The organism is Priestia flexa NBRC 15715, assembly GCF_001591565.1.
GTDB classification, from domain to species: domain Bacteria; phylum Bacillota; class Bacilli; order Bacillales; family Bacillaceae_H; genus Priestia; species Priestia flexa.
Genome location: NZ_BCVD01000005.1, coordinates 1 through 14575, shown reverse-complemented (window position 1 = coordinate 14575; position 14575 = coordinate 1). Strand labels below are relative to the sequence as shown.

At 36.9% G+C, this 14575-nt stretch carries 15 protein-coding genes and 1 riboswitch; of the genes, 13 read left to right on the top strand and 2 right to left on the bottom strand.

The genetic code is table 11. The features are described 5' to 3' along the window. Nucleotides 1-52: 52 nt before the first annotated feature. Nucleotides 53-191: riboswitch (FMN riboswitch) on the top strand. Nucleotides 192-338: 147 nt separating this feature from the next. Beyond that, nucleotides 339-914: an ECF transporter S component gene (locus BFL01S_RS01730; RefSeq protein WP_025908353.1), complete on the top strand. Its 576-nt coding sequence runs from the start codon at nt 339-341 to the stop codon at nt 912-914. Nucleotides 915-960: 46 nt separating this feature from the next. Here the strand turns inward: BFL01S_RS01730 and BFL01S_RS01725 are convergent, their stop codons facing one another. Then, nucleotides 961-1209, bottom strand: a complete 249-nt coding sequence (locus tag BFL01S_RS01725; RefSeq protein WP_061784720.1) for a ferredoxin — start codon at nt 1207-1209, stop codon at nt 961-963. A 231-nt stretch (nt 1210-1440) separates the two neighbouring features. Between BFL01S_RS01725 and BFL01S_RS01720 the strand changes: the two genes are divergently transcribed. The 9 genes from BFL01S_RS01720 (at nt 1441) to BFL01S_RS01680 (ending at nt 10270) form a co-directional block, all read left to right on the top strand. Beyond that, nucleotides 1441-2520 (top strand): YpbB family protein, encoded by a 1080-nt coding sequence (locus BFL01S_RS01720; RefSeq protein ID WP_235859192.1) that lies wholly within the window; start codon nt 1441-1443, stop codon nt 2518-2520. A gap of 15 nt (nt 2521-2535) precedes the next feature. After that, nucleotides 2536-4053, top strand: coding sequence for a RecQ family ATP-dependent DNA helicase (locus BFL01S_RS01715; protein ID WP_061784719.1), 1518 nt, complete (start codon nt 2536-2538; stop codon nt 4051-4053). A gap of 84 nt (nt 4054-4137) precedes the next feature. Beyond that, nucleotides 4138-4587: a DUF2663 family protein gene (locus tag BFL01S_RS01710; protein WP_025908357.1), complete on the top strand. Its 450-nt coding sequence runs from the start codon at nt 4138-4140 to the stop codon at nt 4585-4587. Between the two features lie 62 nt (nt 4588-4649). Next, a complete protein-coding gene (locus BFL01S_RS01705; protein WP_061784718.1) occupies nt 4650-5018 on the top strand; it encodes a hypothetical protein in 369 nt (122 codons plus the stop codon). 13 nt (nt 5019-5031) lie between these two features. Next, nucleotides 5032-5805 carry a metallophosphoesterase gene (locus BFL01S_RS01700; protein ID WP_076512190.1) on the top strand — a complete coding sequence of 258 codons (774 nt, stop codon included), beginning with the start codon at nt 5032-5034 and terminating at the stop codon, nt 5803-5805. A gap of 108 nt (nt 5806-5913) precedes the next feature. Then, on the top strand, nt 5914-6834 hold the full coding sequence (locus tag BFL01S_RS01695; RefSeq protein ID WP_061784717.1) for a MerR family transcriptional regulator: 921 nt from the start codon (nt 5914-5916) through the stop codon (nt 6832-6834). Nucleotides 6835-6956: 122 nt separating this feature from the next. After that, entirely contained in the window at nt 6957-7562 is a 606-nt protein-coding gene (locus tag BFL01S_RS01690) for a genetic competence negative regulator (protein WP_061784716.1), read from the top strand. A gap of 312 nt (nt 7563-7874) precedes the next feature. After that, entirely contained in the window at nt 7875-9143 is a 1269-nt protein-coding gene (locus BFL01S_RS01685) for a Glu/Leu/Phe/Val family dehydrogenase (RefSeq protein WP_174521170.1), read from the top strand. Between the two features lie 158 nt (nt 9144-9301). After that, on the top strand, nt 9302-10270 hold the full coding sequence (locus BFL01S_RS01680; protein WP_061784714.1) for a YpdA family putative bacillithiol disulfide reductase: 969 nt from the start codon (nt 9302-9304) through the stop codon (nt 10268-10270). 30 nt (nt 10271-10300) lie between these two features. Here the strand turns inward: BFL01S_RS01680 and BFL01S_RS01675 are convergent, their stop codons facing one another. Then, nucleotides 10301-11272, bottom strand: a complete 972-nt coding sequence (locus BFL01S_RS01675; protein WP_061784713.1) for an asparaginase — start codon at nt 11270-11272, stop codon at nt 10301-10303. Nucleotides 11273-11401: 129 nt separating this feature from the next. Here BFL01S_RS01675 and prsW point away from each other — a divergent pair, with 129 nt between their 5' ends. From prsW to ypeB, 3 genes are all read left to right on the top strand, one after another. Beyond that, a complete protein-coding gene (prsW, locus tag BFL01S_RS01670) occupies nt 11402-12052 on the top strand; it encodes a glutamic-type intramembrane protease PrsW (RefSeq protein ID WP_025908365.1) in 651 nt (216 codons plus the stop codon). A 144-nt stretch (nt 12053-12196) separates the two neighbouring features. Next, nucleotides 12197-13189: a spore cortex-lytic enzyme gene (gene sleB, locus BFL01S_RS01665; RefSeq protein ID WP_061784712.1), complete on the top strand. Its 993-nt coding sequence runs from the start codon at nt 12197-12199 to the stop codon at nt 13187-13189. A 14-nt stretch (nt 13190-13203) separates the two neighbouring features. Beyond that, complete coding sequence (ypeB, locus tag BFL01S_RS01660; protein WP_061784711.1) at nt 13204-14553, top strand: germination protein YpeB; 1350 nt, start codon at nt 13204-13206, stop codon at nt 14551-14553. The last annotated feature ends 22 nt before the right edge of the window (nt 14554-14575 follow it).

Sequence of the window (14575 nt, the reverse complement as noted above, 5' to 3'; positions counted from 1 at the left end):
TGATTTACTTTTAATTCAAGGTATCATATAATGTGAACATCATTAAATATTGATCTATCTTCGGGGCAGGGTGTAATTCCCGACCGGCGGTGATAAACAAATTGTTTTAAGCCCGCGAGCTCTTTAAATGTGGAGCAGGATTTGGTGTGATTCCAAAGCCGACAGTAAAGTCTGGATGGGAGAAGGTGGAGGTTCAAACGTTCAAAAACAAATGTGTTGAACGTTTATTGAATGTGCCTGCATTTTCCCTCAACAAATTTGTTGAGGTTTTTTTATGGAGTGCATGTGCAATGAACCTTTCTTCTTGGAAGAATGGATCGCAAGAAGGAGAGAGGAAAATGGAACATAGCAAGAAAACACAAAAGCTTGTTATTCTAGGGATGCTAAGCGGTTTGTCTTATGTATTAATGATGCTTAACTTCCCAATACCAGGTATACCACCGTTTTTAAAAATTGATTTTAGTGAGGTACCGGCGCTGCTTGCTGCATTAATCTTTGGTCCTGTAGCAGGTCTTATTGTCGAAGGAATTAAAAATTTGCTGCATTATCTCATTCAAGGAAGTGCAACAGGCGTCCCTGTAGGCCAATTAGCAAATTTTGTAGCAGGGCTATTGTTTATCTTACCGGTTTCTCTTATGTTTCATAAATTTAAAAATACAAAAGGTATTACAACAGGTTTAGTAGTTGGAACAGTAGTGATGTCAGTTGGAATGGCGTTTTTAAATTACTATGTGTTCTTACCTGCATATACGCTTTTCTTACAGTCACCGGCGCTGTCAAGTGAGGAAACACGTCAGCTAGTCGTAACGGGCATTCTGCCATTTAACATGATTAAAGGAATTATTACTGGCTTAATTTTCGTTGTTTTATTTAATAAAATGAAATATTGGATTACAAAGCGAGTCGCTGTTTAAATAGAAAAAAGACCTGTACGTGGATGTACAGGTCTTTTATTGTTTTTTATTCAAATTTGTTAGAGTCGCCGTCAAACTTCTCATCTGCTACGCGGATTGAATCTGTTGGGCAACCTTCAAATGCATCCATCATATCATCTTCTAATTCGTCAGGAACTTCCACAATCCCTTGGTTATCATCTAATGTTACGAATGCAATTCCTTCATCATCGTAATCGTAAATATCTGGCGCTGCTGCTCCACATGCTCCACATGCAATACATGTATCTTTGTCAACAATTGTATATTTTGGCATAACAAGACCTCCTGTAAAGTGTTCGAAAATTTCGTGTTATATAATCTCTTTTCAACATAAGCGTGAAATTTCTCTTTACCCATTGTAAGACGATTTTTAAAACTTTTCAATAGAAAAGTCATTGATAATGCTTATCAGACAAGGGTTTGTCATGACTTATAGTGCCACTTTTTTCGTTCATCTCAATACGTGCAATGACAAAAAGGTGCTTTCTGTTAAAGTTTTGGTAAAATGAAAAGAGAAAGGAAGTTGACGATTGTGAACTATATTCAAACCGTTATGCTATATAGTATGCAACAACTAAAAGGTGAACGAACAGTTTACGGGATTTATCATATAGTAACTGGGAAAAAATCAGCGCAAACAATTCAAGACGGTAAAATCTTTGGCTTGTCTTTTTTATTTCAATCATTTAGTTACTTGAAAAAAGAAACATTTTCTCTATACGTAAAAGAGCTTACTTCTCATCAATTCATTAAAGAAGTGGACCATCAAAAATATATGCTAACAAGCAAGGGTGAAGAGGCACTTCACCAACAATTACGTGAATGGCCTCTGCCAGCTAAGCTTAGCGGTTGGCAATTTGCAAGTAGCACACAATTATTTTTATCGAGACTGACCTTGTTCATTCAAACAATCTCTAATCTACAGTATTTTCAAAAGGGATTTTTGCCAATCACCCAAGATCCTGAGACCATTCAATGGGTGAAAGCTTATTTATTTTCTCAGTCGTATTCAAGAGAAGAGTTGGCCAAACGCTTGTTTAATGAATTAAAATGTATTTTAACGAAATGTTCTTCTCAAAACGCTGATGTGTTTGTTCAACATCTGAGTGGATATAAGCGAATTGGTTTAACCAAAAGTCAGCTTGCTGAATATTATAAGATGAACGAACACTACGTTCATTTATTAATGATCAGCGTCGTTCATCAAATCATTGAGCAAATTAGCAAATGTCGAAGTGAATTTCCAGTTCTTCAACAATTTATACAGGACGTACATATGACTGTGCCACTAACGGCTTCAACAGTTAAAACGTACGAGTGGTTACAAAAAGGAAAATCATTAAAAGAAGTAGCTCGAATTAGACGGTTAAAAGAGAGCACAATTGAAGATCATATTGCTGAATTGGCACTGTTTCTTCCTAATTTTACTATTGATGATTATGTAAAAGTGGAGGATCAAAAGGAAATTATGAATGCTTTTGAAGCGTTAAATACCAATCAGCTAAAAGAAATCAAAAAAAGGGTTAGTGATCACCTTACTTATTTTCAAATTCGTCTTGTATTGGCTAAGTGCGTAACGAATTAAGAAAGGAGTAAGACGATGCAGTTAGAACAGGTACTTCAAAAGGAATTCGGCTTTTCTACTTTTCGGAACGGTCAAAAAGAAATTATAACGGACTTATTAAATAACAATCATGTTTTGGCCGTCTTGCCTACGGGAACAGGAAAGTCACTTTGTTACCAGCTCCCTGGCTATTTTTTAAAGCGGCCAATCCTTATCGTGTCCCCGTTGCTTTCCTTAATGGAAGATCAGGTTCAGCAGCTCAAAGCCAAGGGAGAAAAACGAGTTATTGCTCTTAACAGTTTTTTACGTGAAGATGAAAAGCGGCAGGCGCTTCGTTCCTTAAATAGCTATCGTTTCATTTATGCTTCTCCTGAAATCTTACAGAATCCGTATGTAGTTCAGGCTCTCAAACAAGCAAATATTGGTATGTTCGTTGTAGATGAAGCACACTGTATTTCGCAATGGGGCCATGACTTTCGGTTAGATTATTTAAACTTAGGCATGGTATGGGAAAACCTAGGGAAACCGACTTGCTTAGCGCTAACAGGTACAGCAACGAGTGAAGTGCTCAGTGATATTAAAACTTATCTACACCTTGATCAAGTCAACGAGCATTTATATTCAATGAATCGTTCAAATATTGCTATCAGCGTAGAGCATGTGCATGGTCTTGAAGAAAAAAAGAAAAAGCTACTGGAATACGTAACGAAAATTCAAAAACCAGGTATTATTTATTGCTCTAGCCGAGCGTTAACGGAGTCGTTAACGCACTACTTAAAAGAAAATGGTGTCGAAAAAGTCCAATATTACCATGGAGGAATGGAAGCTAACGATCGCATGCTCATTCAGCGACAATTTCTTGAAAATCAGCTCGACTTCATCTGCTGTACAAGTGCTTTTGGAATGGGAGTTAACAAATCGAACGTTCGTTTTGTCCTGCATTTTCAAACGCCTACGCAGCTTGAATCCTATGTTCAGGAAATTGGAAGAGGAGGCCGTGATGGCTTACCGAGCTTAGCAATTTTATTATATAGTGAAGAAGATGATGGGTCTGCACAGGCTTTGTTAGACTTAGAGCTTCCTTCTCCAGATACGCTTTTATATTGTTTGACACAAATTCGTTCAAGCTCCAGTCCAGTTGGAGTTCGAGAAGTTGAAGCCCACTTTTTATTTACAATTGGTGTTTATGAGACGCATTGGCGTTTTATTCGCCACTATTTAGAAAACATTGGTGCGATTCATGATGGAATAATTTATCCAGAACAGGTTACGGAATCTCTATATGGAGAACTGGTGGAGATTGTAAATAAACGCCTAAACGCTAAGCAGAAAAAATACCATGCAATGAAAGGGTTTATCCATACAAAAGAATGTAGAAGAAAAGCCTTAATGAGATATTTTGAAGAAGAGGGCATTTCAGAGAGGCACAATTGTTGTGATCTTTGCAGCATTGATTTAGATGAATTTAAGCAATCCGAACATGAGCGTACAGAATCTACATTTTTAGGATGGCAAGCCGAACTAGCGAGATTGCTCAAACAAGACGTTCACTAGAAAGACCATTGTTGAAATTTTAAACATAAACATTCACCTTTCTTCATACTGTTGTACTAGCCTTATAAAGGGGAGTTGAAGAAAGTGAAAGAGCTGTCTCGCTATCATGTTGATGAACCTACTCAATATATATTAGAAAGCGTTATAAATAAAAAAGAAAAGTTATCGGCTACTCAAAAATCAATGAATAAATGGAAGTGGGTATTTTTTGTATGCTTGCTGTTTGGGATAAGTTATTTATTTGTATTTACTTCGCGCTTAAACCTGATAGCTTTTAGTGACTTTATTCAATTTTTTCTCGGTGATAGTAAGCATCTTCTCTTGCTTATCATCATTTTTTCTACCTATTTTAGGATGATACAAATGCAAAAGCAATGCGATAAGGTGGAAAAAGAATTTAATGATTTGCGGTGTGAAATTATTCAAAAAAGCAAGGACATTTGGTCAACTCCAGCACAGTGGGAAAGTCGAAAAGATTTGTATGCGGCAATGAAACAAACCTACGATATTAATTTGTATCATGAAAATAAATAAGCATTCAATACATGCAATAGCCTCTTCTCACATACAAGTTGTAGTTAGGGGAGGCTTGTATTATGAGAAAGTGGTTATTATTTGTAATAGGGTGGGTATGTAGTTATTATTTCATTACAACCTCTGTATTTGAACGAGAAGGAGCTTCGCTAGATACCATTGTATTTTTTCTGGAAAATCCAGAGAATCTGTTTGCAACGGTTTTGCTCTTTTTAATTAGCTGTACGTGTCAAGCTATTTGGGTGCAGGTGTTAATTGAAAATGTGTACCGCTGGATACAAGGAACAAGGTTGCACAGAGTGGAATTTCTTGTAGCATTGCTTTCTTTAGTGGGTTGCGTAGCGTTTATTTCATTTGAATATTATGTACTATTACCAGTTATGTTGGTCTCATTCATTTACGGTATAGGTGCTACTTCACAAAGTAAATAAAAAAGGAGTGAGCATGATTATGATTGTAGGAATTATCGGTGTGTTAGTAGTGGCTGCTATTGTTTTACTTACTTACATGGCCAAAGAGGCACAGCGTACAGTTGTCGAACAAGAACATATTGAAGTGAAGGGTGTTCCAAAGGAATGGCAGTCACTGCGTATTTTCTTTATTTCAGATATACATAAACGTACGGTTACAAAATCCTTAATTGAACAAGTAAAGGGACATATTGATTTTGTTGTTATTGGAGGAGACCTAGCGGAAAAAGGTGTCTCGCCACAACAGATTGAAGCGAATATCAAGCAGTTAAGACAGCTAGGTTCTATTTACTTTGTATGGGGAAATAACGACTATGAAATTAATCAACAGAGTCTAGCTGCTCTTTTCAAAAAGCATGAGGTAGTAGCTTTAAAAAACGAAGCAATTTGTATCGAGAAGGAAGGGGTTTCTTACAATATTGTAGGAGTTGATGACTTGTCAGAAGGGCACTTAAACATTAATCAAGCTTATAACGGTGTAAATCAACAACATTTCACACTGTTGCTTAGCCATAATCCAGATGCAGTCTTTGAAGTGGAAAAACAGCGTGTTGACTTAATGCTTAGCGGTCACACTCATGGTGGACAAATCCGTTTGCTTGGGTTTGGCCCTTATGAATTAGGGGGACTTAAAACGCATAAAGATATAGTTTACTTTGTGAGCAATGGGTATGGAACTACTTCTTTACCTCTTCGTTTGGAAGCCAAAGCCAAGGCGCATGTTCTAACAATTACTAGAGCAAACTAACTTTAAGCGTCTTTTGAACATAGCATATATAGATTTTACACAACGTGTAACTTATCCTATAATGCAAGTAATACGTTATAGTTCACGAAGAGTCGTTGGAGGTTACATATGGCTTCACAAGAAGGAAAGTATAATATTAAAGCCATCTCAAACATGGTCGGAATCCAACCCGGAACGTTGCGTGCATGGGAGCGTCGTTATAAAATATTTAACCCTGTGCGAAACGAGTCGGGTCATCGTTTGTATACAGAGGCAGATTTTAAAAAATTAAAGTGGTTAACAGATAAAGTGAGCAACGGCTTTACTATTAGTCAAGCTGTCTCATTGTTAGAAACAGAGAGCGCAAACATTCACCAAACTGCTGACCAAAGTGAAGTGGAAACACCTCAACGTTTAAAAGATCAAATTTTACATCATTTATTATCTTTTGAAGAAAGTAAAGCACAAGAACTAATCAATCATGCTTTTAGCTTATATTCCGTGGAGCAAGTAGTAATTGATATACTAGGTTCTTTATTAGTTACAGTAGGAGATATGTGGGAAAAAGGTAAGATTACAAGCGCCCATGAACACTATGCTACGCAGTTACTGAAAACAAGAATCAGCATGTTATTTTATTCTCTTCCTTCAAGTGGTTTATTACCAAAAGCCATCGCGGTGTGCGGTCCAAATGAAACGCATGAAGTAGGGCTGCTTGTTTTTACATTGTTCTTGAGAAGAAAAGGGTTTGAAGTTATTTACTTAGGGAGCAGCATTGAAGAAAGAGATATTTATCTCATTTTAAAAGAAGTGAATCCAACCTTCTTCTTTATGTCCTGTACAATGATGGAGAATGCTAAGAAAACCGTTGATTTGGCATGTGATGTGCAAGGAGAGTTTCCACATTTAAAAATTGGTCTTGGTGGCTTTGTTTTTGAAATGTTAGACGGGAAGGATAAGGAAAGAGTTTCTTCGTTTTTATTAGGTAATTCAAAAAACGAATGGAATGAATGGTTAACTGAAAAATTAGCCGAACATCATAATCAATAGGCTTGTTTTTAACTGTGTAAACCTGTAAACTCGTAAGTAAACATCACGAACCGTTTTCTAGAAGGTACATATACTGCATTATCAAACCATGTGGTTATGAGTGCAAGCGGGGAGGGACGCAAATGAGACTTGAGCGTTTAAATTATAATAAGTTAAAAGTCTTTGTCACGTACGATGATTTAAAAGAGCGAGGGCTCACAAAAGAAGATTTGTGGACTGATACATTTAAGGTTAAACAGCTGTTTCGTGAAATGATTGAGCAGGCGTCCAAAGAATTAAATTTTGAACCGACAAGCTCGCTTTCAGTAGAGATTTTTTCCCTTCAAGCTCAGGGGATGGTCGTGTTTGTGACGAAACAAGATAGTCAAGATGAAATGGAAATTATTGATGAACATGAAGATATGTACGAAGAATTTATCGAGATGCAAGTGATGTTGGATGAAAGTCACGATTTATTCTTTGAATTTCAAACGTTTGAAGACGTTATTCAATTGGCAAAACGAATTAATCAATATTATGATATTGAAACTATTCTCTATTCGTTTGAAAATCGGTTTTATGTATTAGTAGGAGAAGAAAAACTGACGATGAAAGAGATCGGGAATATTATAGCGTTGTTAGCGGAATATGGAAGTCCCTCTACAATTACGAAACATCGGGTACAGGAGTATGGAAAGCAGTTAATTCATAATCAAGCTCTTTCGTACATTGCAGATACTTTTTCATAAACTTAGAGCTAAGGTACATTCAAATGTAACAGCTCCTTTTGTTGCTGTGGGTGTTACGTAAACCTACGGCAATAAAGGGAGTTTTTTTTGGATTCATCCCACGCAATTCTATAAGAAATGCTAAAAATTATGAGGATTACACAATTAATTGGAAGCGTTTTCGTTTTGTCCTACAAAATATCATAAAACTTTCATATTTCCCTTTGCATAGCAAAAGTAAGGGTGTATACTATGTCATGAAAGATGCACCAAATTAATGAATTACTAATTTTTTGATCCACTTTAGGAGGTTTACAGATGGTAGCCGACAAAATGCAAGAGAGCAAAAGCAATCGACAAGAACAGAAAAATGATGTGTTAAAATCCACTCAAACGGTCATACATAAGGCGTTGGAGAAATTGGGCTATCCTGAGGAAGTATATGAATTGTTAAAAGAACCGCTTCGCATGATGACAGTGAAAATTCCTGTCAAAATGGATGATGGTTCGGTTAAAATCTTTACAGGTTATCGCGCTCAGCATAACGATGCTGTTGGCCCCACAAAAGGTGGAATTCGCTTTCATCCAAACGTAACCGAAAAAGAAGTAAAAGCTCTTTCTATTTGGATGAGCTTGAAATGTGGAATTGTAGATTTACCTTATGGCGGGGGGAAAGGCGGAATTGTGTGTGACCCTCGTAATATGTCATTTGGAGAATTAGAAAAGTTAAGTCGTGGATATGTAAGAGCAATTAGTCAAGTTGTAGGTCCAACAAAAGATATCCCAGCACCAGACGTATTTACGAATTCGCAAATTATGGCCTGGATGATGGATGAATATAGTCGAATTGATGAATTTAATTCACCAGGTTTTATCACAGGTAAACCGCTTGTATTAGGAGGTTCTCACGGACGTGAAACAGCAACAGCTAAAGGGGTTACAATCTGTATAAGAGAAGCGGCTAAAAAACGTGGAATTGATTTAAAAGGTGCAAGAGTCGTGGTGCAAGGGTTTGGAAATGCTGGAAGCTTTTTAGCGAAATTTATGCATGATGCAGGTGCTAAAATTATCGGTATTTCAGATGCATATGGTGCTTTGCATGACGAGAACGGTTTAGATATTGACTATCTATTAGATCGACGAGATAGTTTTGGTACGGTAACAAAGTTATTTAATACAACAATTAGTAACAAAGAATTATTAGAGCTGGATTGTGATATTCTTGTTCCAGCAGCAATTGAAAACCAAATTACAGAAGAAAATGCTGATAAGATTCGAGCAAGTATTGTTGTGGAAGCAGCAAATGGCCCAACTACGTTAGAAGCAACCCGTATTCTGTCTGAGCGTGGCATCTTGCTTGTGCCTGATGTATTAGCTAGTGCTGGAGGCGTTACGGTTTCTTACTTTGAATGGGTTCAAAACAACCAAGGGTATTATTGGACAGAAGAAGAAGTAGAAGAAAAGCTAGAAAAAGTAATGGTTAAATCATTCAATACTATTTACGAAACGTCGACAACGCGTAAGGTAGATATGCGCTTGGCTGCTTATATGGTAGGCGTGCGCAAAATGGCGGAAGCATCACGTTTTAGAGGCTGGATTTAATAAGTAGAAAGATTTGCGTATTTATAGAAAATCTCCTATCATAAGATAGGAGATTTTTTTGTGCGTAAAGATAATTAATTTAGTTAGTAGGAAAGAATGGAGTTGGAAAAGAGCTTGGTATAACGCTAAAGTTCGTTGGAAGTAAAGGAGTGAGCAGTTTGAAAAAAGAAACAGCAATTATTATCGGAGGGGGACCCTGTGGACTTTCTGCAGCTTTGGAATTGCAGGCGGTCGGCATCAATGCTCTTATAATTGAGAAGGGGAATATTGTAAATGCTATTTATAATTACCCTACCCATCAAACGTTTTTTAGTTCGAGTGAGAAGTTAGAGATTGGAAATGTTCCGTTTATTACAGAAAACAGAAAACCTGTGCGAAATCAAGCTCTTGCGTATTATCGTGAAGTAGTCAAACGCAAAAATCTACGAATTCACTCATTTGAACTTGTAACACATGTACACAAGAACAACCAAGGACAGTTTGTTGTCACCACCTCAAAGGGTGAATACGAAGCAGAGCATGTTATTGTTGCAACTGGCTATTATGATTCACCAAACTATATGAGCGTTCCTGGTGAAAATCTACCGAAAGTCCATCATTATTTTAAAGAGGGGCATCCATACTTTAATCAAGATGTGGTTGTCATTGGCGGAAAAAACTCTAGTGTGGATGCAGCATTGGAACTAGTAAAGGCGGACGCTCGCGTGACGGTAATTTACCGAGGATCAGAGTATTCAAAGAGCGTAAAACCTTGGATTTTACCAGAGTTTGAAGCCTTGGTTCGAAACGGCACCATCGAAATGATTTTTGATGCAGTTGTAACTCGTATTGATGAGCATACGGTAACGTATTCAAATGGAAAAGAAGAAATTACAATTCCAAACGATTTTGTCTTTGCGATGACCGGTTACCATCCAGATCATTCATTCTTAGAGAAAATGGGCATTGAGATTGATTTTGAATCAGGTCGTCCGCTGTTTGACCCTGATACAATGGAAACGAATGTGCAAGGTATTTTTATTGCGGGAGTAATTGCAGCAGGAAATAATGCAAATGAAATTTTTATTGAAAATGGGCGTTTTCATGGAAGGCAAATTGCTGAATATTTAGCAAGTAGACAAACATAAAGGTATTGTGCCTTTATGGTTGTCTTTTTATTAATTATGAAAGATCTCTTGGATTTCTTCTTGGTTTGAAGAGCTTTGAAGAGCAACTAACAGTTTAATTCGGGCTTTTTGGCCGTTTAGTCCATTTGAGAAGATCATGCCTAATTCTTTTAAATGTTTTCCTCCACCTTCGTATCCATATACATCTTGTGCAATCCCATTAAAGCAACGAGATACCAATACAATTGGAATGTTTTTATCCAATAGTTGCTGTAAACCCTGTAAGGTGCGTGGAGGTAAGTTTCCTTGACCAAGAGCTTCAATAATCAAGCCATCAATATGGAAAGATGCCAGTGATTGAAAAAGTTGTTCATCCATACCCGCATAAGCCTTCAGTAAAACGACCTGCTTGTCAATGTTATCTACAGGGTAAAATTCGTGCTCTGTTGGCATATGATGAAAAGATATTTCTTGCTTTGTCACAATACCAATTGGTCCGTATTGAGGGCTTTGAAAGGTAGCTACATTGCTTGTATGTGTTTTAGTCACATTCTTAGCTGTGTGAATTTCATCGTTCATGACAACGAGAACGCCTTTTCCTTTAGCTGCATCACTTGAAGCAACGCGAACTGCAGAAATAAAATTATAAGGCCCGTCTGATCCAATTTCATTGCTAGAGCGCATGGCACCTGTTAATACAATTGGAATATCTGTTTTAGTTGTTAAGTCCAGGAAGTAAGCAGTTTCTTCAAGCGTGTCAGTACCATGTGTAATCACGACGCCATCAATTTGATCGGTCTCAATCTTTTGCTGAATTTTTTTTGCTAACGTAAGCATTTCTTTTGGTGTAATATGGGGCGAAGGTAAATGAAACGCTTCTTCAACAATTACATTTGCTAAGCTAGCGATGAAAGGTGTTGAGTGTTGCAAAGGATTATGATCATCAGGTTTTACTGATCCAGTTTGAGCATCTTCTTTCATTGAAATAGTTCCACCAGTGTGAATGATATAAAGAGTTTTCATAATGACATCCTTTCGTTATCAAATTGTTAAAAGTCTTTGCTACTTTCAATTAGGTAGTAGATAAATGATTTTCTTTCTAACAATAACATGATACGATGGAAAAAAACAGATGAAAAGAGGCGCTGCTTTATGTTGGCGATTTTATCTGCAGGTATTGCGCCTGGACTAGCTTTACTGAGCTTTTTTTATTTAAAAGATGAGTATGAAACTGAACCCATTTCAATGGTCTTAAAAACTTTCATTTTTGGCGCGATGCTTGTGTTGCCGATTATGTTTATCCAATATGTGCTTCAAGAAGAAAATTTACTTCATTCCCCTTTTGTAGAAGCGTTCGTTTCCACTAGTTTCTTGGAAGAATTTTTTAAATGGTTTATTTTATTTTTTACAGTATATCAACACATTGAGTTTGATGAGCATTATGATGGCATTGTATACGGTGTTTCTGTTTCGTTAGGATTTGCTACTGTTGAGAATATTTTTTACTTGTTTGCTAACGGTTTAGAATCAGCAATTGGTCGAGCGATTCTACCGGTTTCTAGCCATGCCTTATTTGGAGTTATTATGGGTTATTACTTAGGAAAAGCAAAATTTTCAAAAGGAAATGAAAAAATAAAATGGACGCTCTATTCAATCGGTACACCATTTTTATTACATGGTATTTATGATTATATTATTATCACCATGGATAATTGGATTTTTATTATTATTCCATTTATGATTTATTTATGGTGGTTGGGATTACGCAAAGTAAAGCAAGCGAAAAAAGTGTTTATTGCCTAATAAAAAGACGTAGCTTCTTCATAAGAAAGCTACTTTTTTTTTTTTTTATTTGAGCAAATTTCTCCTAGCCTGTATAAAAAAACATCCTTTACAAAAAATACTCTTATCATCTTATCACTTACATACGATGTAGGAGGTTATGGAATGTTTTTAATGGGACGAATTACAAAGTATATTTGTTCAGCTTGCGTATGTTCTTTATTAGCAATAACAATGATTAATCCCCAATCTTCATCAGCATTTACCAATCAAGTCATTCAACAGGGTGCAGTAGGGGAAGACGTTATTGAATTGCAGTCTCGCTTACAGTACATCGGCTTTTATAATGGGAAAATTGACGGTGTTTTTGGATGGAGTACGTACTGGGCACTTCGAAATTTCCAGTATGAGTTTGGTATAAAAAAGGTTGATGGATTAGCCGGAGCGCAAACCAAACAAAAGTTAGCAGACGTAACGAAATACTATGAGTATCATGTAAAGACTGAGTTGAAAAAAGGAAATAAATTTACCCATTACGGTGGAGTTCCAATTGATAAACAAAAAGGTTCTTCAGCAAAGTCTAGTCAGAACAATGTACAAAAAAATGCAAAATCACAATCCAAAAGTCAGCAACAACAGCCGACAGGACAACAGTCACGAGGACAGCAGCAATCAGAAGGTAGAAATAATAATCAAGCTACTCCTCAACAAAATCAAACTAACAAAGCTGCTACTAATGGAGGCAGTGAACAACAGCAAGAAAAAGCGCAAAAGCCAACAGCTTTAAATGTTCCAAATGGATTTTCACAAAATGATATACAGCTAATGGCTAATGCTGTATATGGAGAAGCGCGAGGCGAGCCGTATAACGGACAGGTAGCGGTAGCAGCTGTTATTTTAAACCGAGTTAACAGTCCAACATTTCCAAACACAGTAGCAGGCGTTATCTTTGAACCGAGAGCCTTTACTGCTGTAGCAGACGGACAAATTTGGCTAGAACCAGATGAAACGGCAAAAAAAGCTGTATTGGACGCAATTAACGGCTGGGATCCAACTGGTAATGCAATGTATTACTTTAATCCAGATACAGCAACTAGCGCATGGATTTGGTCACGACCGCAAATTAAACAAATCGGTAAACACATTTTCTGTAATTAAGAGAGGTGATAATAATGATTCGAACAATTTTAATTACAATTTTAGCAGTTGGTGTGGTAGGAGTCGGATATTGGGGGTATACAGAGCATCAAGAAAAAGATGCTGTTTTATTACAAGCCGAAAATACGTATCAACGAGCGTTTCATGATTTATCGTACGAGCTTGATTTATTAAATGATAAAATCGGCGGGACATTAGCGATGAGTTCTCGAGATCAATTATCGCCAGCGCTTGCGGAAGTATGGCGTTTAACTTCAGAAGCGCATAGCAATGTAGGACAATTGCCATTAGCGCTGTTACCTTTTAATAAAACGGAAGAGTTCTTATCCGATATTGGCGATTTTGCATACGAGGTAGCTGTTAGAGATCTCAGTAAATCACCGCTTACAGATAAAGAGTATAAGACATTGAACGCTCTGTATGAGAAGTCATCTGAAATTCAGAACGAAATGCGTACAGTTCAGCATTTGGTTATTGACAATAATTTAAGATGGATGGATGTAGAGCTAGCTTTAGCAACAAAAGAAAAGCAGGGTGACAATACCATTATTGATGGCTTGAAAACTGTCGAAAAGAGCATGGATTCCTATGCTGAATCAGACTTAGGTATTACAAATACATCAAACGAAGACGAGAAAAAAGCATTTGGCCAGCTTAAAGGTCGTGAAGTAGATGAAAGAGTTGCCAAAGAAGTAGCACGATCGTTTTTAGATTTAAAAGGAAAAGAAGAAATGCACATTGCGGAAAGTGGTAAGGGGGCTAATTATCCTTTTTACAGCTTAACAATTAAAGACCCTTCAACAAAGAAAGAGATTTATATGGATATTACGAAAAAAGGTGGATATCCGATTTGGGTATTAGAAAACAGAGACGTCAAAAAACAAAATATTAGCCTAAACGAAGCAATGGAAAAAGCCAATAAATTTTTAAAAGATCATCGCTTTGAAAGCCTTGTAATGTCTGAAAGCGCTCAGTACGATAATCTTGGTGTCTTTACATTTGTTGAAGAAACTGAAAGTGGAGTGCGTATTTATCCCGATGCTGTAAAGATGAAAATGGCGTTGGATGATGGAACGGTAGCTGGCTTCTCAGCAAAAGAGTTTTTATTACGACATCGTACACGGGACATTCCTGAACCAACGATTACAAAAGAAGAAGCTAAATCAAAATTAAATCCAAACCTTAAAGTGATGGAAGATCGCTTAGCCATTATTGAAAACGACTTACAGGAAGAAGTATTGTGTTACGAATTTCTTGGTACAATTAATGACGATACGTATCGAATCTTTGTAAATGCAAAAACAGGATTTGAAGAAAAAGTAGATAAATTACAAAACGCTGAACCAATCTATGACGAAGTTTAATCGAAAGAGGCTGGGACATAAG

What these genes read in the sequence shown, in the direction of transcription:
- ypeB (WP_061784711.1), top strand. Translation starts at nt 13,204, where the DNA reads ATGATTCGAACAATTTTAATTACAATTTTAGCAGTTGGTGTGGTAGGA.
- prsW (WP_025908365.1), top strand. Translation starts at nt 11,402, where the DNA reads ATGTTGGCGATTTTATCTGCAGGTATTGCGCCTGGACTAGCTTTACTG.
- sleB (WP_061784712.1), top strand. Translation starts at nt 12,197, where the DNA reads ATGTTTTTAATGGGACGAATTACAAAGTATATTTGTTCAGCTTGCGTA.
- BFL01S_RS01685 (WP_174521170.1), top strand. Translation starts at nt 7,875, where the DNA reads ATGCAAGAGAGCAAAAGCAATCGACAAGAACAGAAAAATGATGTGTTA.
- BFL01S_RS01730 (WP_025908353.1), top strand. Translation starts at nt 339, where the DNA reads ATGGAACATAGCAAGAAAACACAAAAGCTTGTTATTCTAGGGATGCTA.
- BFL01S_RS01690 (WP_061784716.1), top strand. Translation starts at nt 6,957, where the DNA reads ATGAGACTTGAGCGTTTAAATTATAATAAGTTAAAAGTCTTTGTCACG.
- BFL01S_RS01700 (WP_076512190.1), top strand. Translation starts at nt 5,032, where the DNA reads ATGATTATGATTGTAGGAATTATCGGTGTGTTAGTAGTGGCTGCTATT.
- BFL01S_RS01675 (WP_061784713.1), bottom strand. Translation starts at nt 11,272, where the DNA reads ATGAAAACTCTTTATATCATTCACACTGGTGGAACTATTTCAATGAAA.
- BFL01S_RS01695 (WP_061784717.1), top strand. Translation starts at nt 5,914, where the DNA reads ATGGCTTCACAAGAAGGAAAGTATAATATTAAAGCCATCTCAAACATG.
- BFL01S_RS01705 (WP_061784718.1), top strand. Translation starts at nt 4,650, where the DNA reads ATGAGAAAGTGGTTATTATTTGTAATAGGGTGGGTATGTAGTTATTAT.
- BFL01S_RS01725 (WP_061784720.1), bottom strand. Translation starts at nt 1,209, where the DNA reads ATGCCAAAATATACAATTGTTGACAAAGATACATGTATTGCATGTGGA.
- BFL01S_RS01720 (WP_235859192.1), top strand. Translation starts at nt 1,441, where the DNA reads ATGAAAAGAGAAAGGAAGTTGACGATTGTGAACTATATTCAAACCGTT.
- BFL01S_RS01715 (WP_061784719.1), top strand. Translation starts at nt 2,536, where the DNA reads ATGCAGTTAGAACAGGTACTTCAAAAGGAATTCGGCTTTTCTACTTTT.